This is a genomic window from Novosphingobium sp. ES2-1, from assembly GCF_015169775.1.
GTDB classification, from domain to species: domain Bacteria; phylum Pseudomonadota; class Alphaproteobacteria; order Sphingomonadales; family Sphingomonadaceae; genus Novosphingobium; species Novosphingobium subterraneum.
Genome location: NZ_CP063446.1, coordinates 129,476 through 154,728 on the forward strand (window position 1 = coordinate 129,476; position 25,253 = coordinate 154,728).

Consider the following 25,253-nt stretch of genomic DNA (forward strand, 5'->3'; position numbering starts at 1 on the left):
ACTGGGCCGTCCGCAAATCCCCTCGCGGGCGGCCCCCTTGCATGAAAGCGGCCGGTTAATGACGCTGTTGAGGATGGCACTTGCGGCTGCAGCTGCCTGCGGGCTGACCGGTTCGTTGCCGGCAACCGCAAGAGAGGTGGACGACAGCTATACCGTCGCCCAGCGCTTCGAGCGGTACAAAGGTCAGTACAGCGGGATCACCTGGCCGGCAGTGACCCTTGCCGAGGGACAGGAGATCCTGTTCGACCGTTCCTACAAGCGCCTGTCTGATCGCAGCCTTGGCCTTGATGTATTCCTGCCGTCGCAGAAACGACGGCTGGGCACTGCACTGGTGCTGGTTCACGGAGGTGCCTGGCGATCGGGCGACAAGAGCCACTTTTACCCACTGGCCAGCCGCCTCGCCGGACTGGGCCATACCGTAATTCTTCCCGAGTATCGTCTGGCGCCCGAAGCCGGGTATCCTTCGGGAATGACCGATGCGGCAGACGCCCTGCGCTGGGTGCACGACAATGCGGCTCACTTTGGCATCAAGCCCGGTTGGATAGCTGTAGGCGGAGCGTCATCCGGCGGGCAGATGGCGGCTTTGCTCGCATATGACGCAAGGTTACGCACCGACGAGGCGGGCCGCATGGTACCAGTCGCTGCCCTGATCGATCTCGACGGGGTGCTCGACATGACCGATCCGTTGGCGTTGCAGTTCGAGAATGCGGCGGGCGACAAGTCGCCGTTTGCGCAATGGGTCGGTGGATCTTTCGAAAGCGCCCCGCAGACCTGGATCGACGCAAGTGCCGCGCATCATGTTTCGCCGAGGTCTCCGCCGACCCTGATCCTCGGGAGCGGCATCCCGCGTTTTACCGCAGGGAGAGTGGCTGTGCTGGCGGCGCTGAAAAGCCATGGAACGCGGACCGAAGTATATGATCTGGTCGATGCCCCACACGATTTCTGGCTTTTTGAGCCGTGGCTGACACCTACCGCGCGCAGGATCGACCGGTTTCTGCGTGCCCTTCTGAGTTCCAGCCAGACTGGGGATGGGCGATGAAGTTCTGCTTGGGAGTCCTCGCCGCAGCACTGCTCGGCGGAGCGTCCGCTGTGGCCAGTCCTGCCGCCGATACATACGCTGTTGCACGGGACTGCACTCGGTCTGCCTTGCCTTGCTACACCTCGGTGCAGCTCGCCTTGAATGCGGCCGAGCGGGATCAGTCGGAACGATGGATCGAGATCCGCGTCATGCCGGGCGATTACGAAGAGAAGCCCGTGATCCGGCGCAACCGCATCAAGATCGTTGGGGCGGGGCGGAACGTCAGCCGCCTCCACTTCGGCGCCGTGGCACAGACATCGGGCCGTTATCACCGCGCCAACTGGGGAACGCCGGGATCCGCCACGCTCACGATCAATGCAGCCGAGGTGCGCATTTCGGACATCGCGATCGAGAACACCTTTGACTATCTGGCCAACGATGCGCTCGCAGGCAGCGATGAAGGCAAGATTGCCAACCCGCAAGCCGTTGCGCTTCTCCTCGATGTGGCCAGCGACAGCGTGGCGATCAGCGATGCAGCGATACTCGGCTATCAGGATACCCTTTTCACGAATGGCGGCCGGGCCTGGATCGCGCGCTCGCTGATTTCCGGCAATATCGACTTCATCTTCGGTAACGGACAGCTGCTGATCGAAGACAGCGAAATCCGGACGAGGAAGAGGGCCGCGGAAATCGCACCGGGCGAGTTTCATTCCTTCATTGCGGCGCCTTCCACCCCTCTATCCCAGTCTACAGGCCTCGTGATCTATCGCAGCCGCCTGACGCGCGAGCCGGGCGTGCCGGACGCTTCGGTCGCGCTCGCCCGACCATGGCATCCGACAAAGCGCTTTGCCGATGGCCGCTACGCCGATCCTGAAGCTGTCGGACATGCGCTTTTCATCGAATGCCACATGGACGCGCATATCCATCCCGACCGTTGGGCGCCGATGAATGGAACGTCGAGGGACGGCACCATGGGTACCGTCTTCCACCCGCAAGACGCGCGCTTTGCCGAACGGGGATCCACCGGCCCCGGCGCGGCATTGAAGTCAATCGGGATGACTTGGCGCGACGCACGTTCCCTGCAGGAGATCAGGCAGGAATTCGCCAGTATCCCGCTCGGCCGGTAGCGGATCTCACCAGACCTGCCCCAAAACTTGCGAGCCGACGGCTACAGGATGGGGCCATTCAGGCTATTGCGGCCGCCAACTGCTGGTAAGCAGCCCGCCTTCACCGAACAGCGCGGTCATGGGATCGGCGCTTTTGGCGGCGCGGGAGAGTTTGTCGGCGAGGGGGTCGTCGACGGGTCCGTTGTGGCCTTGCAGGTGGTGGATCCAGGCGGTCAGGCCTTCGCGTATGGCGGGGCAGGTGCGGCCATGTTTCTCGTTGTGCGCCAGCGTCTCGAGCCAGCGCTGCGGGATCTTCTGCGAACCGTCCATGGCGATCTGGATCAGGCGGTGGTTGAGGCTGGGATTGGCGAAGCGGGCGATGAGGGCGTCGGCATAGGCGGCAAGGTCCTGCCCCGGTGCGGTCGCGATCGTCGGTGCGGCTTCGTTGCGCATCAACTGCTCGGCAAGGCTGCGCAAGGCAGGATCGGCAATGGCTTCGTGGACATATTCATGGCCCGCCCTGAGCCCGCAGTATGCCAGCAGCGAGTGCGCGCCGTTGAGCATGCGCAGCTTGGCCGTCTCGTAAGGGGCAACCTCGGAGACGATCTGCGCGCCGACAGCTTCCCAGCGCGGACGCGGGGACGCAAAGCGGTCCTCGATCACCCACTGGCTGAACGGTTCGGTGACGACACAAGCTTCATCCTGGCAGGCTTCATCCTGGCAGGCCTCGTCTTCAGGACCGCCCAGCGCTGCTGCCACCGCCGCGCGGTCCTCGTCGGTCGTGGCGGGCACGATGCGGTCGATCATCGTCGCGGGGCAGGTGCAGTTCCGATCGAACCAGTCCACCAGATCAGGCTCGTGCCGGGCAAGGTACTGGCGCATCAGGCGCTCGAGTATCGCGCCGTTCTCGGCCAGGTTGTCGCACGACAGCAGCGTCACGCCGGGCAGTCCCGCCTTGGCCCGCGCCAGCAGGCCTTGCGTGACGAAGTAGTAGAAGCTCAAGGAATGCGCGAGATCGAAGTCAAGGCTGCCATCGCCCTGCCGGCAGTAGCCCTTCTCGGTCACCGTCAGGCTGACGATGCGGGTGGCAGGCGCAGCCACGGCGGCAATCACCGCATCGGGTTCCTCGCTCGCCACCAGCACGTTACGGACCGATCCCACGATCCTCGCGCGCATCCCGTCGTCCGATTGCTCGACCACCGTATAGAGCCCGCCTTGCGGGTTCATCTGCCGCGCAACGCCCGCCGAGCGTAGCGAGACACCGGTGATCATCCAGTCACGGTCACCAGCATTCATCGCCGCATCGGTGTACCAGGCCTGATGCGCGCGGTGGAATGCGCCGATGCCGAAGTGGACGATGCCAACCTCTTGGCTTTCGCGATCGTAGAGCGGGCGAGCAACCTCTGCGGGCAGGGCTGCCAGCGTGTCCGGGGACAGGCGCTTCACAGGTTATAGGCCTTCTTCGCCAGATTGTACGACAGGTCCTGCGCAAGCTCTGCCGCTTCCCAGTCCTCGATGCGGTGCTCGGCCACCAGCTGCGCCAGGAAGCCGCAATCGATGCGCCGGGCAACGTCGTGCCGTGCCGGGATCGAAAGGAAGGCGCGGGTATCGTCGTTGAAGCCGACGGTGTTGTAGAAGCCCGCCGTCTCGGTCGTCATCTGGCGGAAGCGCTTCATGCCTTCCGGGCTGTCGTGGAACCACCAGGCCGGGCCGAGCTTGAGGCAGGGGTAGTGCCCGGCCAGCGGCGCGAGTTCGCGGGCATAGGCGCTCTCGTCCAGCGTGAAGAGGATGATCGAGAGGTCCTTCTCGTTGCCGAACCGGTCGAGGAGGGGCTTCAGGGCATGGACGAAGTCGGTGCGGGTCGGGATGTCGGCGCCCTTGTCGCGCCCGAAGCGTTCGAACAGCGCGGCATTGTGGTTGCGGAAGGACCCGGGGTGGATCTGCATGACAAGGCCATCGTCCAGGCTCATCGCCGCCATCTCGGTCAGCATCTGGGCGCGGAACAGCTCGGCGTCCGAGGAATGGAACTCGCCCGAAACCACCCGCTCGAACAGCGCAGCCGCTTCGGATGCGGAAAGGTTGGCAGTTGCTGCCGTGGGATGGCCATGGTCGGTGCTGGTCGCGCCCATGTCCTTGAAGAAGGCGCGGCGCTGGCGGTGGGCGGCAAGGTAGCCGGTCCACGTGCGGCAGTCCTCGCCGGTCAGCCCCGAGAACAGGTCGAGGTTCGCTGAAAAACCCTCGAACTCCGGGTCGATCACCGGATCGGGACGATAGGCGGTGATGACGCGGCCCTGCCATCCGCCGGCGCGCGCGTTCTCGGCGCGGATCGCGGCGTGGTGCTCCAGAGTGTCGAGCGGGCTCTCGGTCGTGGCGATGACCTCGATGTTGTAGCGATCGAACAGCGCGCGCGGGCGGAAGCTGTCGCTGGCCAGCATCTCGGTGATCGTGTCGAAATAGAGGTCGGCAGTCTCCGCGCCCAGCTGCACGCCCATGCCGAAGGCCTCGGCGAAGACCCAGTCGAGCCACATCCGCGAAGGCGTGCCGCGAAACAGCCAGTAGCGTTCGGCGAACAGCCGCCATGCCGCGCGCGGATCGACCGCCTTGTTGCGCACGCCAAGGTCTTCCAGCGCCACCCCTTGCGAATAGAGCATGCGGAAGACGTAGTGGTCGGGCACCAGCAACAGGTCGGTGGCATTGCCGAAGGTCTCGTTGCCCGCAAACCAGCGCGGATCGGTATGACCATGCGGGCTGACGATCGGCAAACCCGCAACGCTTGCATGAAGCTCGCGCGCAATCGCGCGCACCGATGGATCGGCCGGCAAAAGCCGGTCCGGATGAAGCTCAAGTATGCGGGGCATCAGTCGTCCAGTGCGGTGAAAATGAAGCTGCGGAATTTCGTTTCGCCCGGTCCTGCGGCATAAAGGCCGGGACGCAGCATCAGGAAACCGCCACGGACGTTGTGGTGATAGCCTGAGACTTCCATTCCGCGGTCGAACTTGCGCCAGGTGCGTCCGCCATCACCCGAGGTGTGATAGCTGACGATGTGGCGACGATTGGTCACGCGGATCCGCATGGCCGAACCGTGCGGGTTCGCTGGCCGGCCGCGCTCCATCCCGTACTGATGCGTGACGAAACGCTCCCTGTCGAAGCCTAGACCGGCATAAAGCTTGTCGTCGTAGAACAGCACAAGTCCAGCAGTGGCGCCCTCGGCCAGCTCGATGTCGCACTCGAACTGATAGGACGTATCTCCCGCGATCTGCAGCAGGGGCGAACCGGACGATGGTGCCAGACCCTTGCCCTTGAAGAACAGGGTCCTGTCGGAAACGCGCACGCGGTCCGCTTCATCGGGCGCCGGGCGGAAGAACGACCATTTTGTTCCGAGTTGCAGCGTGCTGAAATTGTCGCTCAGCGGCATGCCGTGGGGAAGCGCCTCGCCCCCGCTCGGTTTGGCCAGGGGCTTGGAGAGATCGCCGCCTTGCATGTGAAACCAGCCATCTGCAGTCCAGGCGACTGGATCAAGCAAGCACTGGCGTCCAAGCGTCCAGAAGCTGTTCTCGAAACCATGATAAAGGCTCCACCACGATCCGTCAGGAGCTTCGACCAAGCTGGCGTGGCCACGTGACCACCATGCCTCGCGCACGTCCTTGGTTCGGACGAGTGGATTGCCGGGATGCTGCTCCCAGGGTCCGTGGATCGACTTCGACCGTGCGGCAATGACCATGTGGCCTGTGGGCGGGCCGGCAGTGCCACCGACGGCGGTGAGCATGTAGAACCATTTGCCGATGCGATGGATCTTGGGACCTTCGGGCGAGAAGCCTTCGACGTCCAATTCATCGGGATATCGCCATGGGTCGTAGACATGTTCGACCGGGCCTGCGATCTTCAGGCCATCGTCCGAAAGACGTACGCGATCGCCGCCCGACAGGAACAGCCAACGCGAACCATCTTCGCCGACCGCATGGCACGGATCGATATGGTCGTGCAGTCCAAGTGGGACCGGATCGCTCCACGGCCCGTCGATATGATCGGCATGGATCACGTAGATCTCGTTGCGTGGGAGAGCCTTCACCGGGATGTAAAGGAAGTAGCGTCCGGCGTGTTTCTCAAGGCTGACTGCCCAGACGGATCCGATGTTCCTGTGTAGCGCAGGCTTGCGCGGCTGCCAGTTCACCAGATCGCGTGAGTGCCAGATCAGCAGCCCGGGATAGCTCTCGAAGCTGGAGAAGGTGAGGTAATAGTCCTTGCCGTCCTTGAGGATCGCCGGATCCGGACGGTCGCCCGAAAGGATCGGGTTTAGAAACATGCCGTTGCCCAGATCGGCAACGCGCTGGTTGTCGAAGCCCCGGTGCCGCGAGGGGACCTCGCGCGGCGCAGGTGCTGCGTTTGCTCCGAGAGGCGCGGCAAGACCGAAAGAGACGAGGGCGGCAGATTTCAGCGCATCACGGCGATTCACAGTCATAGCGCCAGTCCCGTGGTTCGCGCCCACGCGCGCCAAAGATCCGGCCAGACCTCGGCCGGCTTGCCGATTGCCTTGCGCAGGCCAAAGCCATGGCCGCCGAACTCGAACAGGTGGGTCTCGACGCGCACGCCTTGTGCCTTGGCGGCGGCACGAAGCAGCAGTGTATTGTTCACCGGTACCGCGTCATCGTCCTCGGCATGAAGCAGGAACAGTGGCGGGGCATCGCGCGGCATGTTGCGGTGAGGGGAATGCGCAGCTTCCATCTCCGGCGCAGCGGCCTTGCCGACCAGGAGTTCGCGCGAACCGGGATGGGCATCGGGTGCGGACATCGAGACCACCGGATAGATCGGCGCGGCGCTGTGCGGTTTGGCCGATAGCGCGTCTGCCGCATCGACCGGGGCATAGGTCTTCACCGCAAAGCGCGTGGCAAGATCGGCGCAGACATGACCGCCGGCTGAGAAACCCATTGCAGACACGCGTTCCGGATCAATTGCGAAATACCTGGCGCGCTGGCGAATGAGGCGCATGGCGCGCTGCGCATCGGATAGTGCGACATCCGGACCCGCTGCCCAGCCTTCCCCGGGCAGGCGATAGAACAGGACGAAGGCGGTGAAGCCACGGGCCGCGAGCCAGCGGCCCATCTCGTACCCTTCCTTGTCGACCACAACCCAGCGATAGCCCCCGCCCGGCGTTATCAGGACCGCAGCGCCGTTCGGGCGGTCAGGCCGGAACACAGCCATGCGCGGGCGGGATATCCCGAAGACGGCACGATCGGTGACGAGGCGGTCAGTCGAGCGCTCCTGCACGGTTTCGACCAGTGCTTTGGCCGGTTGGCCGGGCGCGCCGCCTGGCCAAAGATCGATCGTTTCGGATGGCTGTGGCAGGCCAGGGGGCAGGGGGCCACCGGACACGGCGGGCGGCGGCGTCTGGCCACTCGCTGCTGCACCAAGGCCGAGTGACAAAAGAGAAGCTGCCATGAAAAATCGACGATCCAGTGATCCTGCGACAGTCATGGCAGCTCCTTCTGAGGTACCGGGCGCGGGAGGGATGCGCCCGGCAGGTTGGTCGTCAGTACTTGAAGCGGGCACCCACCAGGATGTTGCGCCCATAATGATTGTTCTCGTAGTTCCGGTTCGCGTCGATGTCGGTGTAGCGATAGCGGTAGGTATCGAGCAGGTTGTTGCCCTCGACCGAGAGTTCGACCCAATCGGTCAGCTTGAACCGCATCGAGGCGTCGAGGTTGAACATCGACCCATAGCCTTCGAGGACGTTGCCGGTGCCGCTCGCACCCTCGTGATAGCGGCCGCGATAGGTGCCCATTACGCGGGCCGAGAAGCGGCCGTCGTCATAATACAGCGTGCCGTTGAAGGCCTGCTTTGAGACGTTGGCAAGAGCCGCGGTCCTGTCGACGTTGACCAACGCGCCACCTGGCGTAGTCGCCGGACCCTGCAGCGTGTAGGTTGCATCGCTGTCGATGAAGGTTGCGTTGGCGATGATGCCGAAGTTGCCGAGGAAGCCTTCGGTAAAGATCTTGAACGGGATCTGCGCTGCCAGTTCGATACCCTTGAGCTTTGCACCGGTGCCGTTGACGGTGGTGGTCAGCGTCCAGATCGGCTGGTTGAGGAGGGCTGGGTTCAGCGCAGCTGGCGAAGAGGGGTTCAGCACCGAGGCCGGAAGGCCGGTCTGCGCGAAGGTCGCCTCGGTGATGGCTGCGCTCTGGGTGAAGCTGGCCACATCCTTGATGAAGCCCGCCACAGAGATCAGCGCCTGCGGAGCGAAATACCATTCGATCGACAGGTCATAGTTAGTGGCCTGGAAGGGCTTGAGGAACGGGTTGCCGCTGTTCACCCGGAAGTTGAACCCGTCCGCCGAACCGCCCGGCGTCAGGGAGCCTAGCGTTGGACGCGTGATTACTTCGGCAACTGCGCCGCGAACGATCAGGTCTTCGGTCGGGTAGAACGCCACGTTCGCCGAGGGAAGCCAGTTGTCGTACGACCGCTCGACCGTGGCCTGGGTCCCACTGACAAGACCATAGGAGGACTGTTCGGTCTTCACATAGCGGATGCCTGCGTTGAGCGCATAGCGCAGTCCCAGTAGTTCGCCCTTGCCGTCAAACTGCAGGTAACCGCCCTTGGTGGTTTCCTGGACACCGCGAATGTTGCCAGCATCGGGAACGAGCGCGCGGTCGTAGAGCTTCGTCAGCGCCGTGGTGGTTTCGAGATTCGGAACCAGCCAGGCGTTGGTGTTGCCTGCTGGCTGCCCGGCATTGCCGAGGTTGAACACCTGCGCCAGTTGCGCCGTCACCGGGATGCCGTAAACGGCCGTCGGGCCAAAGACTGACGAGGCCGAACACGTGATCGTGCCAAGCACGCGGTCAAGCCCACCATTGCCGCACACAGCGGTGTCGCGGGTGTAGGATTCGGTGTCGAAATTGAAGCGGCGCCACATCGCACCGGCCTTCACGGTGAAGCCCTCCGCAACGTCCCATTCCGTGCGGAACTGCACGGTCTTGAACTTGTTCACCACGGTCGATGGGCGGTCGCGGATTTCGGCGAGCTGGAAGTTGGCCGGGTCGGTCACGCTGGTGCCGAAGGTCAGCTTCGGGCTCTTCATGTCGGTGTAGTCGAAGCTGTACCCCTGCGCGTCACGATCATCGAAGATCATCGTGGTTTCGACCGGGATGTCGGCATCCGATTTCGAGAAACCGCCGAGCACCGTAAAGCGCAAGGTATCCGACAGGTCCTGGTCCCAGGTGCCGCCGACCTGATAGAACTCGGTCTTGCTCTTGCGAAGGTAATGCTCCGTGCGGACCCATGCATCGTTGAGCGTCGCCGAGATCATGTTGTTGTTGCTGTCGTAGACCGGGTTCACGACGTCGATCGAACGCTCGTTGCTGCGCAGCAGGACTTCGCCCCACTGCTCTTCGCGATCGGCGTTGAAGCGGGAAAAGAGCCCATCGATCGAGAACTTGGTGGCATCGGTCGGCGCGAACTGGACCGAGCCGGTCAGGCCCAGGCGTTCGCGGTCATGCTTGACCTCGCCGTAGCGCGGAATGCGGGGGTGGAAGGCAAGCGCGGCCTTGTCGCACGCGGCGTTGCGACCGACGGTGTAGGTCCCGCCGGAGTTCTGGCGGCCGGTCAGGTCGGTGGCGCTCTGCGTGAAGCATGGCGCGCCATTGACGGAGTCAAAGCGGGCCTGTGACCAGCGCACCGTATTGTTGCCAAGCTCAAGGACCTTGGTTTTCTGGTACGCGGCAGAAAGAGACACACCGAAGGTGCCGGAATCGTTGCGCCAGCTGAGCAGGCCGGCGAGACGCGGGCCGACATAATCCGACAGGTCGTTGTAGGTGCCGACGACCGAGGCGACGCCGGTGAAACCGGCCTTGCCGGCCAGCGGGTTGCCGGTGTTGAGATCGACCACGGCGCCCAGCGAACCTTCATCGAGGCTTGCTTCGGCGGTCTTGTGGACGACGATCGAACTGAAGAGCTCGGAAGCGAAGACGTTGAAGTCGAATGCGCGGTCGCGGTTCGCCGATGCGCCGTCGGTCGAAGTCGCCACGGTTTCAAGACCGTTGACGCGGACGCGGGTGAACTGGCTCGACAGACCGCGCACGGTAATGGCGCGGCCTTCACCGGCATCGCGGGAGATCGAGATGCCGGGGATGCGCTGCAGCGATTCGGCAAGGTTCTGGTCTGGGAACTTGGCGATGTCCTCGGCGACGATGGCATCCACTGCGCCGACGGCGTTCTTCTTGACGTTGATGGCCGCCTGGAGTGACTGGCGGAATCCGGTCACGACGATCGCATCATCAATAGCCGCATCGTCTGCGCCGACTTGTGCTTCGGGAGCTGCGACCGCTTCCTGCGCCTGGGCAAGACCGCTTGCCGCGAGCCCGCCGCCCGCCAGCAACGCCATCCTGAACAGCGATATGCGCGAAACTGAAGTAAGCATGATGAATCCCCTCATTGCCCTTGTCGAGCCCATTGATACCGGTGTCAAAGAGGGATGACGCGAAGCGACAACCTTTCTGTGCACCACTGCTCCCGCAAGCCGGCCCTGCTACCAACATGGTACCGGCTATCGATCCGATCCCGCAGCGATCATGCCCGCAAAGGCTTGGCATGTCATTTAGGTAACCGGTGTCATTATTTATTGCCCTTGCATCGCGCCTCTGTCAATAACCATGCCAATGGGAGAGTCTGCGATGCATCAGAGACTGCAAAAGTTCACGATTTCCGCCATTTTCGCCAGTCTGCTGGCAACGACCGCCTGGGCCGGGCCGCACCCCGCCGATCCGACCAAGGGCGGGGCCAACGGGCGAATCATCCGCGTTACCACGCTGGCAAAAGCTGGCCCTGGATCACTTGCCGAGGCGCTTGCCGCAAAGGGTCCGCGCACCGTCGTGTTCGAGGTCGGCGGCACGATCGACATGGGCCGCGACACGCTGGAGATCACCGAGCCGTTCCTTACGGTAGCGGGACAGACTGCGCCGTCGCCGGGAATCACGATCGTCAAGGGTGGCATCGATCTGAAGACGCACGACGTCATCCTTTCCCACTTGCGCGTGATGACCGGTGCTGATGGTCAGGCCAAGCTTTCAGGCTGGGAGGCTGACGCCTTCTCGACCGTGGCGGCGCGCAATGTCGTGGTCGAACATTGTAGCTTCCTGTGGGCGCTCGATGAGAACATGTCCGCGTCGGGACCGCGCTTCACCGGCAATTCCGTGGCCGAATGGCGCGCTGGTACCAGCCACGACATCGTCTTCCGCGAGAACATCGCTGCGGAAGGACTTGCCAATGCCAGCCACCCCAAGGGTGAGCATTCCAAGGGTTCGCTCATCCATGACAATGCGACGAACATCACCTTCTACCGCAACGTCTGGGCGCATAATGTCGAGCGTTCGCCACTGGTGAAGGGCGGCGCGCAGGTCACCATGATCAACAATGTGATCTACAATCCCGGCCACCGCGCGGTGCATTACAACCTGATGAACCTCGAATGGGGCGGCCACGACTATGTGACTGGCGAGATCACTGCAGTCGGCAACGTCATGCGTGGCGGCAACGATACCGATCCGGGCCTGCCGTTCCTGATGCTGGGCGGCGATGGCGATCTCAAGTACTTCGGCAAGGACAACCGCGCGGTCGACCGCCACGGCAACCCCCTTCCGCAGTTCGGCCGCTATGGCGAGACGCGGGCCAGGTTGATCACCGCGAAAGCGCCCCTGACCGACATCTCTCGCTACAGCACCCTGCCTTCGGGTGAGGTAGAGACGTCCGTGCTGCAGACAGTCGGTGCGCGTCCGTGGGATCGTGCGCCCGATGATATCCGGGTGCTGTTCTTCGTCGCCGAAGGACGTGGCGACATCATCGACGACGAGAAAGAAGTCGGCGGCTATCCGCACACCGTGGCCACATTCGCGCCCTTCGTCGAGGCCGACTGGAACCTCGATACGATGACGCCGAAGTCGGGCCGGTATCCGGGCCAGAAGGCGGGACCGCAGGAGAAACTCTCCTCCCGCGACGCGACGATGCGCCAGCCATGAACGCGGTCTTCGCCCTGTTGCTTGCCGCAGCGCCGCCCATGGCGGTCATCGATGAGGTGGACACCATGCGGCGTGAACCCCCGCCGCATGGCGGCATCGGCATGAGCACTGCATGGCGGATCAGTGACGCGGTGCCTCAGCCGCGCCGCATGGAGTTCCGCCGCCGCACTCTGGATGTCGGCGCGGCAATCGGCGAACATCCCATCGCGCACGATGAGGTCTACTACGTGCTCGAAGGCGAAGGCGAAGTCGTGTCTGACGGGCAGCGTGCCGTGCTGAGGAAGGGCATGACCGCCTACCTCTACGAAGGCGCGGTCGTCGGCATCACGCAGCGCGGGGACGCGCCTCTGGCACTGATCATCAGCTACCCGGTTGAACGTAAGGTGCCGTAGCCCAGAGTTCGCGCTCCCACCGGCGTGGATCGTTGACGGTCTGGACCCGGCCGTCCGAAACCACCAGCGTCTCCCGGTCTGGAAGGGTGTACGGCATCCATTCCGCCAGCCCGGGCTGGCCGGTCTTGGCAAGGCCGGTGAATGCTTGCATCAGCAGGCTGCTGGTGGTCCGAGCGCCTGCATCCGTCCCGCTCATGCTGCCGGGCGCATCCAGCGTCCCGAAGACGTGAGGGATGTCATCGGTATGTGCGGCACCGCGCAAGGGATCGCTGGGAGAAGCGCGGTCCAGCTGATAGACCCAGGTGGCTTTGGCACCAGCCTTCGCCCGCTCGTCTGCCTCGATCACTTGCCCGGGCCACGAGCGGCCCGCCGTGGTCGCGGAGTAAAACACCTGCTCTGGCGTCCATTGCGGGTATTGCGCGCGGTACTGCGCGACGACCCAATCGACGTCGAGATCGATCTTGATCTCTGGCGCTATGCGGGCCGCGAGGTTGTCCCAGGCCAGCCCCTGTAGCTTTGGCCCACGCGGATCGATGAAGGCCCGGGTCTCTTCGCGCACATTGCCCAGGATCATCGGTATTCCCAGTGACTGGGGCGCCGCATCCGGCCAGAACGGGTGGCGGGGCAGATTGGTCATGTCCAGCACCGGGCCCATGTAAAGGTTGCCACCCATGATCGGGTCGGGTGCGGCAAGGCCTTCGACGAGTCGCTGCACAGGCATCGTCTGAAGTGTTTCCACGTCATCGGGGCGCAGCTTCAGCGCTGCTAGCAGGGCAAGCGTCCGCTTCCATGCGTTCCCGGGTCCGCTCGCCACGACTTGCTGGCCGCTCATCGTTGCCGCCGCATGGAACAGGCCGTCAGCCGCCGGCATCGCCATCAGTGTCGCAATCTTGGCGCCGCCTCCCGATTGGCCGAAGACCATGACCCGCGCCGGATCTCCACCGAACGCGGCTATGTGGTCGCGCACCCATTGAAGGGCAAGGATCAGGTCCAGCTGCCCAAGATTACCGCTGTCCGCAAACTGCGGCCCGAAAGGCTTGAGCCAAGCATAGCCGAGTGCATTCAGCCGGTGGTTGACTGTGACGACGACGACGTCGCCCTGCGCCGCCAGCGTCCCGCCGCGCGTCAGCGGATCGGTGACCGTGCCGTTGGAATAGGCCCCGCCATGGAAATAGACCATGACCGCACGCCGCGCTCGCGGATTGGCATCCGGCGTCCATACGTTGAGGAACAGGCAGTCCTCGCTCTGCGCCAAGTCGGGATTGCCGCGTTGAGGAGCGATCGGGGCGAAGCTCTGCGCCCTTCGCGGCGGGCCTTGCCACGGCTCCGGCACGGCCCGTGCGAACCGCTCTGCACGGCCATAGCGAATGCCCTTGAAGGCCAGCACGCCATCCTCGCGCAGTCCGGTAAAGCGTCCCGCTTGCGGGTCTCGGGCTCTGCCCAGAACCGGCGATGCCGCGAGTGCCGCACTGGCGCCAAGCAACGCGCGCCGGGTCAGTTCACCGCCTGACATCGCCGCCTTCGGCGCTGAACGCAGCGAGTTCGCTCTGCCTTATTAAACAGAAGTCGCCGGGGACAGAGTGTTTGAGCGCAGCAAGCGCAAGGCCGCATTCGGCCATGGCCTGTGCATCGCCGCCTTGCAGGTAACGGTGCAGCACTCCGGCCGCCAAGGCGTCCCCGGTCCCGATCCGATCGATGATGCCGGTAACGTCGATCTCGGATGTCTGATGCTTTGACTCGCGCGCGTCGACGCGCGCCGCGATGCGATGGTGGTCGCTGCTGACCACCTGGCGTGCAGTCGAGGCGATCAGTTGCAGGTTGGGGAACGCGGCGAAGGCCGCTTCCACCGCCTCGCGCCGCCGTTCGGCGCCATCGCCCGAGAACGTCTTGCCGAGCAGCAGTGATATGTCGCGGTGGTTGCCGATGAGCACGGTCGCTGCACCCACCAGTTCGGTCAGCACGGCGCGCGGATCGCTGTTCCAGCTTTCCCAGAGCTGAGCCCGGTAGTTTCCGTCGAGGCAGATAGGTACGCCCGCGCTCTGCGCTGCAGCCACGGCGGCTCGGGCAAGCGCGACGCCATTGGGCCCGAGCGCAGGGGTTATGCCCGACAAGTGCAGCAGGCTCGCCCCTTCAAGCGCTCCTGCAAAGTCGAACGCCGAAGCGTCAGCATGCGCAAATGCGGACCCGGCGCGATCGTATGTGATCGATGAGGGCCTGAGCCCAGCGCCGGGCTCCATGAAATAGAGCCCCATGCGCCCGGCACCACGGGCGACGAAGCGGGTATCGACTCCGCCCGCGCCGAGTTCGGCCCGCGCCTTGTCGCCAAGGGGATTGTCGGGCAGCAGCGTCACCATGCGGGTGGCGTGGCCCAGCGAGGCGAGCGCGACGGCCACATTGGCTTCCGCCCCGCCGACAACCATCTCGAGGCTCTGCGCCTGGACCATCAGACGCGCGCCGGGTGGCGAGAGCCGCAAGAGCAATTCGCCAAAGCATACGAGGTGACCGGCCATCAGGGCGCCAGGGGTCACCGGGCCAGCCAGCCGCCGTCGACGGCCAGCACGTGTCCCTGCACGTAATCTGCCGCGCCGCTGGCAAGGAACACCGCTGCACCGCCGATGTCCGCCGGATCACCCCAGCGTCCTTCCGGTATACGCTCCATGATCTGGCGATTGCGCGTCTCGTCCGCTTGCAAAGCGGCGGTATTGTTCGTGGCGATATAGCCCGGTGCAATCGCGTTGACGTTCACACCCTTGGCCGCCCACTCGCAGGCAAGCAGTTTGGTGAGGCCGGCGACGCCGCTCTTGCTTGCGGTGTAGCTCGGCACCCGGATGCCGCCCTGGAAGCTCAGCATCGACGCAATGTTGATGATCTTGCCGCGCCGCCCGGTGGCCTCGCGGTTGGCGATCATGTGGCGGCCCGCCGCCTGCGAGAGGAAGAACACGGACTTGAGGTTGGTATCGACCACCGCGTCCCAGTCCTCCTCTGTGAAGTCCACCGCATCGGCCCGGCGGATGATGCCCGCGTTGTTGACCAGCACGTCGAGCCCGCCGAGCGAAGAGATCACCTGTTCGACCACAGACTGCACCGGTTCGATCGTCGAAAGATCGGCACCAACCACTTCGCAATTGCGCCCCAGTGCGCGAACTTTGGCTGCGGTTTCCTCGGCAGGCGTGCGGCCGACTGCGGCAATGTCTGCCCCCGCCTGTGCCAGCGCCACGGCAATGCCTTGGCCAATACCGGTGTTGGCACCAGTGACGACCGCAACGCGGCCCGATAGGTCGAACAGGTTCATCGTTATCCTCTCCCCTGGATCAGGGGTCAGGCCGAAAGGCCGCGCAGGTAGTCGGAGATCGCTTCGTCCTTGCAGTTGGCATAGAACAGGTCGGCAAACTTCTCGCCAGCGATGGCGGCCTTGAGCAGGTCCTGGTCAACGGTCTTGAGGACGGTCAGCATATCACGGCAGGAAGCTTCCTTGAGGCTCTTGAGGATGCCACGATTGGTCTTCATGATCGCCGCGCGTTCCTTGGGATAGCCAAGGCCGCGTTCGCCATCGAACAGTTTGCGGTACACGTCCTGCAGGTTCAGTTCGGCTGCCCAGCCGAAGCCCTTGGAGTAGGGCATCGAGATCGCGTTGCCATCGTTGATCTGGCCGAACAGGAACGCGTCGGTCGGGTCGATCACCAGTCCGCAGAACACGCCCGGCATGCTGTTTGCAGCAAGCATCGAACCCATCCCGGTGCCACAGCCAGTAACCACGAAGTCGGCAGCCCCGGAGTTGAGCAGGATGCCGGTAAGCAGGCCGTTCATCACGTAGGTCAGCGAGGCTTTGTCCTCGGGCGTGTACATGCCGTAATGATGAACCTCGTGGCCAAGCGGCTCTGCCACGGCGGCCAGCGATTCGTGGACGAGGCTGGCCTTTGCGGCCTGGCTGTTCTCGATGATCAATGCGATTTTCATGGGAATTCCTCTCGCTTCGGCTTGCTTGACCGAGCAGTTTGACGCGAATTTGACCCTTAGGTAACCGGTGTCATTAGTCGAAGCAAGCCCATTCGTGCGCCATTTTTGCAGGTATCAGCAGGTGGCGACCGACGCCCGCTCGATCAGGTCGGAAAGGAAGTGCGAGGGCTGCTTGCGCGCCTCTGCCGGGTCGATCAGCTTGAGCGCCGCGGCTCTGGCCATGGCCTGGATCGGCCAGCGCACGGTGGTGAGTGGGGGCCAGATATGGGCGGCGATGGCAGTGTCGTCAAAGCCGACGATCGAAAGGTCCTCCGGTACTGAAAGGCCGAGCGTCCGCGCTGCGTGCAGAACGCCTGCGGCCATCTCGTCGTTGCTCGCAAAGATCGCGCCGGGGCGGGGCGTTGCGGCGAGCAGCTTCCTGCCTGCGGCAATTCCCGTCTCGAACGTGTAGTTGCCCTCGGCCATGATGGCATCGTCCAAGGGGATCCCCGCCATCTCCAGCGCATCGCGATAGCCCAGCGACCGCTCGGCAGCGGAGCGGAAACCTTCGGGACCGGCGACGAAGCCGATGCGGCGGTGGCCCCGACGGATCAGGTAGTCTATCGCTTGCGAAACCGCCTCGCGGTCGTTTGACGCCACCATGTGCTCGTCTTCGTCAAGCTTGACCGAGCCCATGCGCACGTAGGTGACGCCAAGTTCGTCGCACAGTTCGGCAAGCGCATCATTCTCGGAAATTGGCGGCAGAAGCATGACGCCGAACAGCCTTTGCTGTTCGAGAAAGGCCCGCACGTCGTCAAGCATGTCAGGCGAGCGGCGATTGACAGGACGAACGACAAGCGCAAACTCGGTATCGCGGATTGCGGAAAGGATCCCTTCCTGCACGCCCAGCACCATCTGCGCGTTGGGGTTATCGTGGATCAGGCCGATGAGGAAATTGCGGCGCAGGGCCAGGGCCCGGGCTTGAGGGTTGGGGACATAGCCCAGCTCCGCGATCACCGCCTCGACCTTCTCGCGCGTTGCATCGTTGAGCAGCGGCGAGCGGTTGATTACCCGGCTGACGGTTTTCTTCGAGACGCCCGAAAGGCGCGCCACGTCGTTGATTGTCGGCTTGCCGTCCTTCGACTTCTTCACACGTCGTCCCGTCGATCCCAGCCCGGTTCACGGTGACTTACACCGGTGTCAAGGCGTTGCAGCGTTACTAGCCGGTTCTTGTCAGACTTTGCAATGGGCCGCGAGTCTTGGCCATTGACACCGGTTACCTAGAAGCTATCCAAAGACGGTGCCCTGCCGGGCGTATTTTTGGGAGAGTCGCGGATTGTCGGTCGTCGTTGCCATGCCGGACGTGCTGCGCGTTCACGCGATGGACAGCGTTGCGGTGGCGCTGCGTCCGCTTTCCCGCGAGGCGGCGGTCACAGTCGGCGGCGTCGCCCTTGCGATCATGGAAGACATTCCGCAGGGGCACAAGTTCGCCACGCGCGCCCACGCCGTCGGTGATCGGGTCGTGAAGTACGGATTGCCGATCGGCGTTGCCACCCAGGACATCCAGGTTGGCGAACACGTCCACGTCCACAACGTGAAGACCGCGCTTGACGGCGAACAGGTCTACTCTGCCGAAGTCGCACGCGGCGGATTGGCCACGGCGACCAGCGCTTCACGGACCTGGCAGGGCTACCGACGCCCCGATGGTCGTGCCGCGACGCGCAATGAAATCTGGATCCTGCCAACAGTGGGCTGCGTCGGTCGCACTGCGGAGCAGGTCGCCCGTGCTGCACAAGCACGCCATGCCGCCTTGATTGCGGAGGGCCGAATCGACGGTGTTCACGCGTTCAATCATCCTCACGGTTGTTCGCAATTGGGAGACGATCTCGACGCGACCCGCGCGTTGCTGGCTGGGCTGGCCGCCAATCCCAATGCGGCTGGCGTCTTGCTGCTCGGTCTGGGGTGTGAATCCAACCAGTTGAGCGCTTTGCTGGCCGCGCTGCCGCAAACGGCGCGGTCCAAGGTACGGACGCTGTCCTCGCAATCCGCTGGCGACGAATTGGTGGAAGCGGCAACGCTGGTAGACGAACTGGTCGAACTCGCAGTCTCCGCGCAGCGCGAGGACCTGCCGCTCTCCGCGCTGATCGTGGGGCTGAAGTGCGGTGGGTCCGATGGCTTGTCAGGTCTTACCGCCAATCCGATGCTCGGCCGCTTCAGCGAACGCCTGGCCGCATCCGGGGGCACGCCGATCCTCACCGAGATTCCGGAAATCTTCGGCGCGGAGCAGGCGCTGCTGGATCGCGCCGTCGATGCTCGGACGTTCGCGTCTGCCGCTGCGCTGGTGAACCGCTTCAAGCGTTACTACCTCGATCAGGGCCTGCCGGTGTCGGAAAATCCGTCGCCCGGCAACATCGCCGGCGGGATTACCACGCTCGAGGAAAAGTCTGCCGGCGCCGTGCAGAAGGCCGGGACCGCGCCGCTCGCTTCGGTGCTGGATTACGGGGGTCAGGCGGTCGAACCCGGCCTCGCCTTGCTCGAAGCGCCCGGAAACGATGCGGTTTCTTCCACGGCCCTTGCCGCAGCAGGTGCAACGCTCTTGCTGTTCACCACCGGGCGCGGCACGCCGTTGGGATTTCCGGTGCCTACGGTCAAGGTCGCCTCGAACCGGGCCCTGGCGCTGGCCAAGCCCCACTGGATCGATTTCGACGCCTCGCGCGTGCTCTATGAAGGCGAGCAGGCGGCAGATGCGGCTTTTCTCGAGACGCTGGTCGCTATCGCCAGCGGTCGCCGAACGGCCGCAGAACGCAGCGACCAGCGCGAAATGGCAATCTGGAAGAAGGGCGTAACGCTCTAATTGTATAACGCGACCGGATGGCTGAGACTTGTGATTGACACCGGTTTCCTATAGGCAGCCGGACGAATGAAGGACCAAGGGATGGGGACCGAATTGAACGAGAATGCGGATCAGGTTGCAGCGGCCTTCGTCAGCGCCCGCCGCGAGGCCTGCGTCCTCGAAACCTACCCCGGCACCGCGCCGCAGGGTCTCGACGATGCCTATGGCATACAGGGTCGCGCCATTTCGATCGACGGGCGTGAGGTCGTCGGCTGGAAAGTCGGGCGCATCAATCCCCCTCTCGACGCGTCGCTTGGCGCCAACCGCCTTGCGGGCCCGATCTTTGCGGACAGCGTCGTCGACGCCAATGTCGGCGATACTCCAACGATGCCGGTCTATGCAGGAGGCTTCGCCGCCGGCGAGGCCGAGTTCCTTGTCCACGTCGCGCCGGGCTTCAAGGGTCCGGTTCCTGCTGACGACGCCGGCACGATCGCGATAGTTGATGATGTCCGCATCGGGATCGAGATCGCAAGTTCGCCCTACCCGGGCATCAATGCCGATGGTCCGGCGGTTACCGTGTCCGACTTCGGGAACAACACTGGCCTGGTGCGTGGCGCCGCTCTGCCCAACTGGCAGTCGACCGACCTCTGCTCAATCAGGGTCAGGAGCGAGATTGACGGCGTCGAAGTCGGGTCGGCAACCGCTGCCGCGATGCTCGACGGGCCCTACGGTGCGGTGCGCTTCTTGCTTGGCAATCTGCTGGCTCGAGGCTTCGATGTGTCGCAGGGCCTATGGGTCTCCACCGGTGCCGTGACCGGCGTGCACGAGATCGCCGTCGGCCAGGAATTTCGTGCGATCTTCGAGGGCCACGGCGAATTGACCTGCTCGATCATCGCGGCGGGCCCCCGCTGAATTGCACTTGGCGGCACAGCCCGTAACGGGTTGGCCGCTTCGGGAGAGAAGCAATGGACCAGAACTTCAACCCGGCTGCAGCCGCCTCTGCCAAGGCCGGGCGCTACCGCTGGGTCATCGTTGCCCTGCTGTTTGCGGCCACGGCAGTCAACTACATCGACCGCCAGATGATCGGCGTGCTCAAGCCGACGCTGGTGGCCGAGTTCGGCTGGAGCGAGACCGATTTCGCCCAGATCGTGTTCTGGTTCCAGGTCGCATATGCCATCGGCTACATTGGCTTTGGCCGCATCGTTGATGTGGTCGGCGCGAAGCTTGGCTATACCATCGCAATCGTGATCTGGACTGCCGGGCACGTGGCGCACGGCTTCGCAACCGGTCTTGTCAGCTTTGCCGCCGCGCGCTTCGGTCTCGGCGTCGGGGAAAGCGGGAACTTCCCGGCTGGCATTCGCGCCGTCACCGACTGGTTCCCCCAGCGCGAGCGCGCCTATGCGATCGGCCTGTTCAACGCCGGTGCCAATGTGGGCGCGATCATCACGCCACTGCTGGTCCCGGCGCTTGTGCTGTGGTTCGATTGGCGCGCCGCATTCTTCATCACCGGCATCTTCGGTGTGGCATGGCTCGTCGCATGGTGGCTGATCTATCGCCATCCTGCCGAACACCCGCGCGTCTCGCCGGCCGAACTTGCCTGGATACAGCAGGACCCGGCAGACCCGGTGGAGCAGATCGGCTGGGCAAAGCTCCTGACCGTGCGCGAGACCTGGGCCTATGCGCTTGGCAAGTTCCTGATCGACCCGGTCTGGTGGTTCTTCCTGTTCTGGCTGCCCGGCTACCTGTTCGAGCGCTATGACATGGACCTCAAGACATTCGGTCTGCCGCTCGCGGCGATCTACCTGATTTCCGATGGTGGTTCGATCTTCGGCGGATGGATGTCCTCCCGCCTGATCAAGGCTGGCCGCACTCCGAACTTCGCGCGCAAGGCCACGATGTTTCTGTGCGCCGTGGCGGTACTGCCGATCTGGTTCGCGCAGAGCCTCGACAGCGTGTGGGCTGCCGTATTCATCATCGGGCTTGCCACTGCGGCGCATCAGGCCTTCTCGGCGAACCTCTACACGCTGCCTTCAGACGTGTTCCCCCGTGGGGCGGTAGGCTCGGTGGTCGGCATTGGCGGCACGGTCGGGGCTCTCGGCGGGATGGGCATGGCCCTGTTCACCGGCTACATCCTCGACAAGACCGGCGGCTCGTACGAGGTTCTTTTCGCCATCTGCGCCAGCAGCTACCTGCTTGCCCTGGCTGTCGTGCATATACTCAGCCCGCGGCTCGCTCCAGCAGCCGTTTGAGGCGCGTTGGCAAGCGAGGCGCTGCACGAGAGCGTCATTGAAAGGGGCACTCCCTACCCGTTGCTTCGACCATCATCCGAGTGACGCCAGGGACCAATGCAGGGACTGGCTCCTTTCGGTCATCGGCGCAGCCCAAGCTCGAGACCAAGTTGCACAATGGTCGGAAATCTCTCGAGCCTCAAAGATGCCCCAATTCTGATCCGTGTCCTTCCATTGTTCGTAGGTCCGCTCATAACACCTGCTAGCCGATGCACTGGTCAGGTGCCGGTCGAGCGTCGGGAGCCTCAACGCTTGCGCAGCGTCTATCTTCCTCGAGAGACTGGCACGCGCCGGACTGGAAGAGTCAGGCAGTGTATGCCGCCGCCGCAGCGGGTGAACTGCGAAACGTCAACTGTTTCAACGTGATAGTCGTGGGCGCGGAGTCGTGAAACGGCCTCGTCGTCCTCACTGGCGATGATCTTCTTGCCACCCAGTGCAAGGATGTTGCAGCCGAGCTGCGGCACGCTGGCGGCTGGCATGTCGATAAGCGCAATGCCAAGCTCGCGAAGCCGCGCAACAAAGCTTGCATCGAGCAGTTCGACACAGGCCAAGGCTTCGTCCGGGCTGACCATGCAGAACAGGGTGTCGAGATGGAGGTGGTCTGCATGGAACGGGCAGACCAGCACTTCCCAGCCGGCATCGTGGAACGGCGCGGCGAACTCCTCGAGCCCTTCGCGCGAAGTCCGCTCGCCCGAACTCCCGATCAGGAGGAGGCCCTCACGGGCAATGCAGATGTCTCCACCCTCGATCGTGCCCGTGGTGACGCGCGGCCAGTTAAGCCCCCAGGCTCTGACGTGGCGCGCCAAAGCCTCGGTTTCGCCACGACGATGCGGCATGGCAGGGGCCGTCAGCATCGGTCCGAAAGGGGTCGCTACGGCGATGTCCCGGGTGAAGCACATATCCGGAAGGTCCGGTTCTGGCGTCACTAAGTGGCAGGTTACGCCGTTGCGGCGCAGGGCTGCACACAGTGCCTCATGCTGCCGCTTGGCCGCCGGCATATCGACCGCAAAGCCCTGCTCGAGATTGTCGCGTGTAACGGTGCAGCAAGGTACCGGCGCCAGATAGTCCGGCGGGCACAGGACGACGTCGGTAAGCAGGTCGGTCTCGCCACTGATGCGCCAGTCGAGAATGGTCGGCACGCTGTCGATTGCAGAGGTATATCGCGAAAGAAGATCGAGTTTCATATGTTCTCCTGGCTGGGAGAACGGTGGCCCTTGCCCGGTCGTTCCACTGTCTACCGCACGGATGGGCGCGGTCGGGCTATCTCGGCGGCCTTTTATCTGCCCACCGTTGCCAATTCACCGCTCATCGACGGCGCGCCATGTTGGAATGTTTCCCCGGGGAAACACTCCAAATAGGATGCACGGTCACCCCCTTCGGCGTCAGCCGGCCGGCCATTCGTCTGCATGGGCCTGGCTTGCGTGCAGGAAGGCATCGAGCGCGATCTCGGCAATCTCGGCACGATCGTCCTGATAGGGTTTCCCATACCCGGCAAAGATGCTCATGCCTTCCATCGCCGAAGTGATGAAGATGCTGGTCAGGTCCACGCTTCGTTCGTGGGCGGCAGGGTAAGCGCAGCGGACGGCGGATACGATGGCGGCGCGGGCCCTGTCGTACATCTCGTACATGCGGTCTGCCACGAACGGATCGTGGTTGGACAGCGCCCAGAGCTCCGGAAACAGCCGCGTGGTGCGCCGCGTGCCGATATCGTCCATGATGAGCTGGCACACGTCCATCAGGCGCGCAACAGGAGGGAGCTTCTGGTCGGCCATGATCTCGGCGAAGGCGTCCTCGTATCCACGGATGATCGCGTCGAACAAGGCAGAGACGAGGCTTTCGCGCGAGGGGAAGTGATAGGTCAGGTTACCCATGCGCAAGTTGCAGGCCGTGGCTACGCCGCGCAGCGTCAGGGCGGCGTAGCCATGCTCGAGCAAAAGATCATGCGCCGCCTGCAGGATTACGCGGCGCGTCCGGTCTCCCTTGGCGTAGCCGCCCATCCTGTCGGGCAGGGTCAACTGGGCGACGTGCAAGGGAGGGCCGGACCTTCGCGTCATGTGCGCGGCAGAAATGGCGGGTCCGACGAGCGGAACGCATCGAGCACGTTCGTCATGATGCGCGCGACGTTGTTCCGGCCGCCGTTGCATGGCAATGCCTGGCTCCACGCGATCGACCCGGCGGCAAACACTGCGCCGCCCTTGGCGTTGGCATAAAATGCAATATCGCCACGCACTTGCGGGTCCTGCGTGCCGCCCCTGCCGGGGAAGGCATAGGTGATGTCTTCGGACACCAGCGGGTAGTTGTCCGAGTGATTGAACGAGGACGCGACCAACAGGGTGTGCGGTGGCGTGCCCAGCGTGAGGTCGTAGCGGTCCATCTCGAGCCCGGAGGCGCCGCCGAGACCCAGCCCGAAGTTGCCGATCAGTTCATCGTGGCCCACACCTTCGAACAGCCATGCCGCCTCGGGTTCGAAGGAGTCGGGCATGCGCTCGAACGGCTGGCTTTCGTCCATACCTTCGGTGGTAAAGCCCAGCGCGACGAGCTTCTGCGGCGGCCTTCCCCGCGCCCGCCACAGACCCGACCGGTCCCCCGTCGTCGCGAGATAGCCTTCGCCCGGCGCGGCCTGCCACGCACGGGAGCCGGTATCGAGCTTGCGGACCTCGATGCACCACGGCTCCTCGTCACGCACTTCGGTGACCCAGTAGAGGCCGTTGCCGCCGAGGTATCCGACGCGACCGCCACCGGCCACGTAGTCCTCGAGCGCATCGAGCATGCCCAGCGAGTAGTACTCGGGGTGAGTCCCGGTCAGCACCGCGCGGTAGGGTGCGATCAGCTCCAGGCCCTCGGCGGCGAGATCATGGTCGGTCACCACGTCGACTTCATAGCCCGCCGCGTCCAGCCACCAGATCAGCGAAAGGTCTGCCGGGAAAGCCCACGGCGCACCGATTGCCGGCATCCGGTACTTCGGGCGCATGTTCTGTATCGGCCTGCGCCACGAGGAGTAGCACACGCCCGCGTAGTCCGAATGGACATCGTAAGTGGACAGACCGAAGGCTTCCTGCTGCTTCCAGGTGAGATCCGCTTCACTCACCACCGGCGTATTGGCGCAGATGAGCACTTCCACGCGATCGATGTCGAACAGGAGGAGACCGCTCATGAAGGTCTTGGCGAGGTATCCCTCGTCGACGTTGATCGCGACCGGTGAATCGAGGTTGGCGGAGAATTCGTTGGTCCCGATCCCGCGGACGTTGAACGCAACCTGCCCGGCGCCGTAGTTCGCCTGGATATTGGGAACCAGCGAGGTCAGGTCGGTGACGGAGCTGGCGCCGGCCTGGGCCAGGCTGTCGCCACTGACGACCGAAAGGGTGATCCCGACGTCCTGCACAGACTGCCTGCGCTTCTGAGCAGTGACGGTGATTTCCTGGATCGTGCCGGAAGCTGCCTGGTCTTCAGCCTCCTCGGCATGAACAGGAGCAACCAGCATCGACGATGCAAGCGCTGCCAGCGACAGTCCCCACCTGCCAGCCACAGTTGTACCAACCATCTCATTCCCCCCTTGTGCCGAACCCGTCCCAAAGCTTGGCTCTGGAGGCAATGTTCTCACTTGGGCTGGATGTAACAATTCACCCGAAGCGGGGACAGCTGGGCGCTCATACTGCCTGTTGAGGTGATTAGTCTG

Annotated in this window: 20 protein-coding genes; 7 read left to right on the plus strand and 13 right to left on the minus strand. The window is 63.9% G+C overall.

The window, feature by feature from the left end; genetic code table 11:
* Window positions 1–58: 58 nt before the first annotated feature.
* Both IM701_RS16035 and IM701_RS16040 read left to right on the plus strand, forming a co-directional pair.
* Window positions 59–1,039 carry an alpha/beta hydrolase gene (locus IM701_RS16035; protein WP_230487917.1) on the plus strand — a complete coding sequence of 327 codons (981 nt, stop codon included), beginning with the start codon at window positions 59–61 and terminating at the stop codon, window positions 1,037–1,039.
* On the plus strand, window positions 1,036–2,145 hold the full coding sequence (locus IM701_RS16040; protein ID WP_193828744.1) for a pectinesterase family protein: 1,110 nt from the start codon (window positions 1,036–1,038) through the stop codon (window positions 2,143–2,145). Before IM701_RS16035 ends, IM701_RS16040 begins: the two co-directional genes overlap by 4 nt.
* Before the next feature lie 63 nt (window positions 2,146–2,208).
* Here the strand turns inward: IM701_RS16040 and IM701_RS16045 are convergent, their stop codons facing one another.
* From IM701_RS16045 to IM701_RS16065, 5 genes are all read right to left on the minus strand, one after another.
* Window positions 2,209–3,570: a mannitol dehydrogenase family protein gene (locus tag IM701_RS16045; protein WP_230487918.1), complete on the minus strand. Its 1,362-nt coding sequence runs from the start codon at window positions 3,568–3,570 to the stop codon at window positions 2,209–2,211.
* Window positions 3,567–4,982: a glucuronate isomerase gene (gene uxaC, locus IM701_RS16050; RefSeq protein ID WP_193828541.1), complete on the minus strand. Its 1,416-nt coding sequence runs from the start codon at window positions 4,980–4,982 to the stop codon at window positions 3,567–3,569. The genes IM701_RS16045 and uxaC overlap by 4 nt, the downstream gene beginning before the upstream one ends.
* Complete coding sequence (locus IM701_RS16055) at window positions 4,982–6,583, minus strand: family 43 glycosylhydrolase (RefSeq protein WP_193828745.1); 1,602 nt, start codon at window positions 6,581–6,583, stop codon at window positions 4,982–4,984. Before IM701_RS16055 ends, uxaC begins: the two co-directional genes overlap by 1 nt.
* Complete coding sequence (locus IM701_RS16060; RefSeq protein ID WP_230487919.1) at window positions 6,580–7,560, minus strand: alpha/beta hydrolase; 981 nt, start codon at window positions 7,558–7,560, stop codon at window positions 6,580–6,582. The genes IM701_RS16055 and IM701_RS16060 overlap by 4 nt, the downstream gene beginning before the upstream one ends.
* 91 nt (window positions 7,561–7,651) lie before the next feature.
* Window positions 7,652–10,534, minus strand: a complete 2,883-nt coding sequence (locus IM701_RS16065) for a TonB-dependent receptor (RefSeq protein WP_193828747.1) — start codon at window positions 10,532–10,534, stop codon at window positions 7,652–7,654.
* A gap of 253 nt (window positions 10,535–10,787) precedes the next feature.
* On the opposite strand from IM701_RS16065, the gene IM701_RS16070 reads away from it, so the two are divergent.
* Together IM701_RS16070 and IM701_RS16075 are read left to right on the plus strand one after the other, a co-directional pair.
* Window positions 10,788–12,128 carry a polysaccharide lyase family 1 protein gene (locus IM701_RS16070; protein ID WP_039335854.1) on the plus strand — a complete coding sequence of 447 codons (1,341 nt, stop codon included), beginning with the start codon at window positions 10,788–10,790 and terminating at the stop codon, window positions 12,126–12,128.
* Complete coding sequence (locus tag IM701_RS16075; protein WP_193828748.1) at window positions 12,125–12,520, plus strand: cupin domain-containing protein; 396 nt, start codon at window positions 12,125–12,127, stop codon at window positions 12,518–12,520. The genes IM701_RS16070 and IM701_RS16075 overlap by 4 nt, the downstream gene beginning before the upstream one ends.
* Here IM701_RS16075 and IM701_RS16080 read toward each other — a convergent pair.
* The 5 genes from IM701_RS16080 to IM701_RS16100 form a co-directional block, all read right to left on the minus strand.
* Window positions 12,489–14,033 carry a carboxylesterase/lipase family protein gene (locus IM701_RS16080; protein ID WP_193828749.1) on the minus strand — a complete coding sequence of 515 codons (1,545 nt, stop codon included), beginning with the start codon at window positions 14,031–14,033 and terminating at the stop codon, window positions 12,489–12,491. The two genes, IM701_RS16075 and IM701_RS16080, sit on opposite strands and share 32 nt — an antisense overlap.
* On the minus strand, window positions 14,020–15,030 hold the full coding sequence (locus IM701_RS16085; RefSeq protein WP_193828842.1) for a sugar kinase: 1,011 nt from the start codon (window positions 15,028–15,030) through the stop codon (window positions 14,020–14,022). The genes IM701_RS16080 and IM701_RS16085 overlap by 14 nt, the downstream gene beginning before the upstream one ends.
* Window positions 15,031–15,044: 14 nt before the next feature.
* On the minus strand, window positions 15,045–15,812 hold the full coding sequence (kduD, locus tag IM701_RS16090) for a 2-dehydro-3-deoxy-D-gluconate 5-dehydrogenase KduD (RefSeq protein ID WP_193828750.1): 768 nt from the start codon (window positions 15,810–15,812) through the stop codon (window positions 15,045–15,047).
* A 26-nt stretch (window positions 15,813–15,838) separates the two neighbouring features.
* Window positions 15,839–16,477, minus strand: coding sequence for an RpiB/LacA/LacB family sugar-phosphate isomerase (locus IM701_RS16095; RefSeq protein WP_039335864.1), 639 nt, complete (start codon window positions 16,475–16,477; stop codon window positions 15,839–15,841).
* A 114-nt stretch (window positions 16,478–16,591) separates the two neighbouring features.
* Window positions 16,592–17,608 carry a LacI family DNA-binding transcriptional regulator gene (locus tag IM701_RS16100; RefSeq protein WP_039335866.1) on the minus strand — a complete coding sequence of 339 codons (1,017 nt, stop codon included), beginning with the start codon at window positions 17,606–17,608 and terminating at the stop codon, window positions 16,592–16,594.
* A 202-nt stretch (window positions 17,609–17,810) separates the two neighbouring features.
* Between IM701_RS16100 and IM701_RS16105 the strand changes: the two genes are divergently transcribed.
* The 3 genes from IM701_RS16105 (at window position 17,811) to IM701_RS16115 (ending at window position 21,538) form a co-directional block, all read left to right on the plus strand.
* The gene (locus tag IM701_RS16105; protein WP_039335868.1) at window positions 17,811–19,310 is read left to right on the plus strand and encodes a UxaA family hydrolase; all 1,500 of its coding nucleotides are present in this window, start codon (window positions 17,811–17,813) and stop codon (window positions 19,308–19,310) included.
* 81 nt (window positions 19,311–19,391) lie between these two features.
* Window positions 19,392–20,201, plus strand: a complete 810-nt coding sequence (locus IM701_RS16110) for a 2-keto-4-pentenoate hydratase (RefSeq protein ID WP_193828751.1) — start codon at window positions 19,392–19,394, stop codon at window positions 20,199–20,201.
* 53 nt (window positions 20,202–20,254) lie between these two features.
* Entirely contained in the window at window positions 20,255–21,538 is a 1,284-nt protein-coding gene (locus IM701_RS16115; protein ID WP_193828752.1) for an MFS transporter, read from the plus strand.
* 302 nt (window positions 21,539–21,840) lie between these two features.
* On the opposite strand, the gene IM701_RS16120 is transcribed toward IM701_RS16115, so the two are convergent.
* The 3 genes from IM701_RS16120 to IM701_RS16130 all read right to left on the minus strand — a co-directional run bounded on the left by IM701_RS16120 (window position 21,841) and on the right by IM701_RS16130 (window position 25,118).
* The gene (locus IM701_RS16120) at window positions 21,841–22,761 is read right to left on the minus strand and encodes a dimethylarginine dimethylaminohydrolase family protein (protein ID WP_193828753.1); all 921 of its coding nucleotides are present in this window, start codon (window positions 22,759–22,761) and stop codon (window positions 21,841–21,843) included.
* Between the two features lie 198 nt (window positions 22,762–22,959).
* A complete protein-coding gene (locus tag IM701_RS16125) occupies window positions 22,960–23,631 on the minus strand; it encodes a TetR/AcrR family transcriptional regulator (protein WP_193828754.1) in 672 nt (223 codons plus the stop codon).
* Window positions 23,628–25,118, minus strand: coding sequence for a Plug domain-containing protein (locus IM701_RS16130; protein ID WP_193828755.1), 1,491 nt, complete (start codon window positions 25,116–25,118; stop codon window positions 23,628–23,630). The genes IM701_RS16125 and IM701_RS16130 overlap by 4 nt, the downstream gene beginning before the upstream one ends.
* Window positions 25,119–25,253: the final 135 nt, after the last annotated feature.

Coding starts and splice junctions, on each gene's coding strand:
- IM701_RS16035 (WP_230487917.1), top strand. CDS start 59: ATGACGCTGTTGAGGATGGCACTTGCGGCTGCAGCTGCCTGCGGGCTG.
- IM701_RS16040 (WP_193828744.1), top strand. CDS start 1,036: ATGAAGTTCTGCTTGGGAGTCCTCGCCGCAGCACTGCTCGGCGGAGCG.
- uxaC (WP_193828541.1), bottom strand. CDS start 4,982: ATGCCCCGCATACTTGAGCTTCATCCGGACCGGCTTTTGCCGGCCGAT.
- IM701_RS16055 (WP_193828745.1), bottom strand. CDS start 6,583: ATGACTGTGAATCGCCGTGATGCGCTGAAATCTGCCGCCCTCGTCTCT.
- IM701_RS16060 (WP_230487919.1), bottom strand. CDS start 7,560: ATGGCAGCTTCTCTTTTGTCACTCGGCCTTGGTGCAGCAGCGAGTGGC.
- IM701_RS16065 (WP_193828747.1), bottom strand. CDS start 10,534: ATGCTTACTTCAGTTTCGCGCATATCGCTGTTCAGGATGGCGTTGCTG.
- IM701_RS16070 (WP_039335854.1), top strand. CDS start 10,788: ATGCATCAGAGACTGCAAAAGTTCACGATTTCCGCCATTTTCGCCAGT.
- IM701_RS16075 (WP_193828748.1), top strand. CDS start 12,125: ATGAACGCGGTCTTCGCCCTGTTGCTTGCCGCAGCGCCGCCCATGGCG.
- IM701_RS16080 (WP_193828749.1), bottom strand. CDS start 14,033: ATGTCAGGCGGTGAACTGACCCGGCGCGCGTTGCTTGGCGCCAGTGCG.
- IM701_RS16085 (WP_193828842.1), bottom strand. CDS start 15,030: ATGGCCGGTCACCTCGTATGCTTTGGCGAATTGCTCTTGCGGCTCTCG.
- kduD (WP_193828750.1), bottom strand. CDS start 15,812: ATGAACCTGTTCGACCTATCGGGCCGCGTTGCGGTCGTCACTGGTGCC.
- IM701_RS16095 (WP_039335864.1), bottom strand. CDS start 16,477: ATGAAAATCGCATTGATCATCGAGAACAGCCAGGCCGCAAAGGCCAGC.
- IM701_RS16105 (WP_039335868.1), top strand. CDS start 17,811: ATGCCGGACGTGCTGCGCGTTCACGCGATGGACAGCGTTGCGGTGGCG.
- IM701_RS16110 (WP_193828751.1), top strand. CDS start 19,392: ATGGGGACCGAATTGAACGAGAATGCGGATCAGGTTGCAGCGGCCTTC.
- IM701_RS16115 (WP_193828752.1), top strand. CDS start 20,255: ATGGACCAGAACTTCAACCCGGCTGCAGCCGCCTCTGCCAAGGCCGGG.
- IM701_RS16120 (WP_193828753.1), bottom strand. CDS start 22,761: ATGAAACTCGATCTTCTTTCGCGATATACCTCTGCAATCGACAGCGTG.
- IM701_RS16125 (WP_193828754.1), bottom strand. CDS start 23,631: ATGACGCGAAGGTCCGGCCCTCCCTTGCACGTCGCCCAGTTGACCCTG.
- IM701_RS16130 (WP_193828755.1), bottom strand. CDS start 25,118: ATGGTTGGTACAACTGTGGCTGGCAGGTGGGGACTGTCGCTGGCAGCG.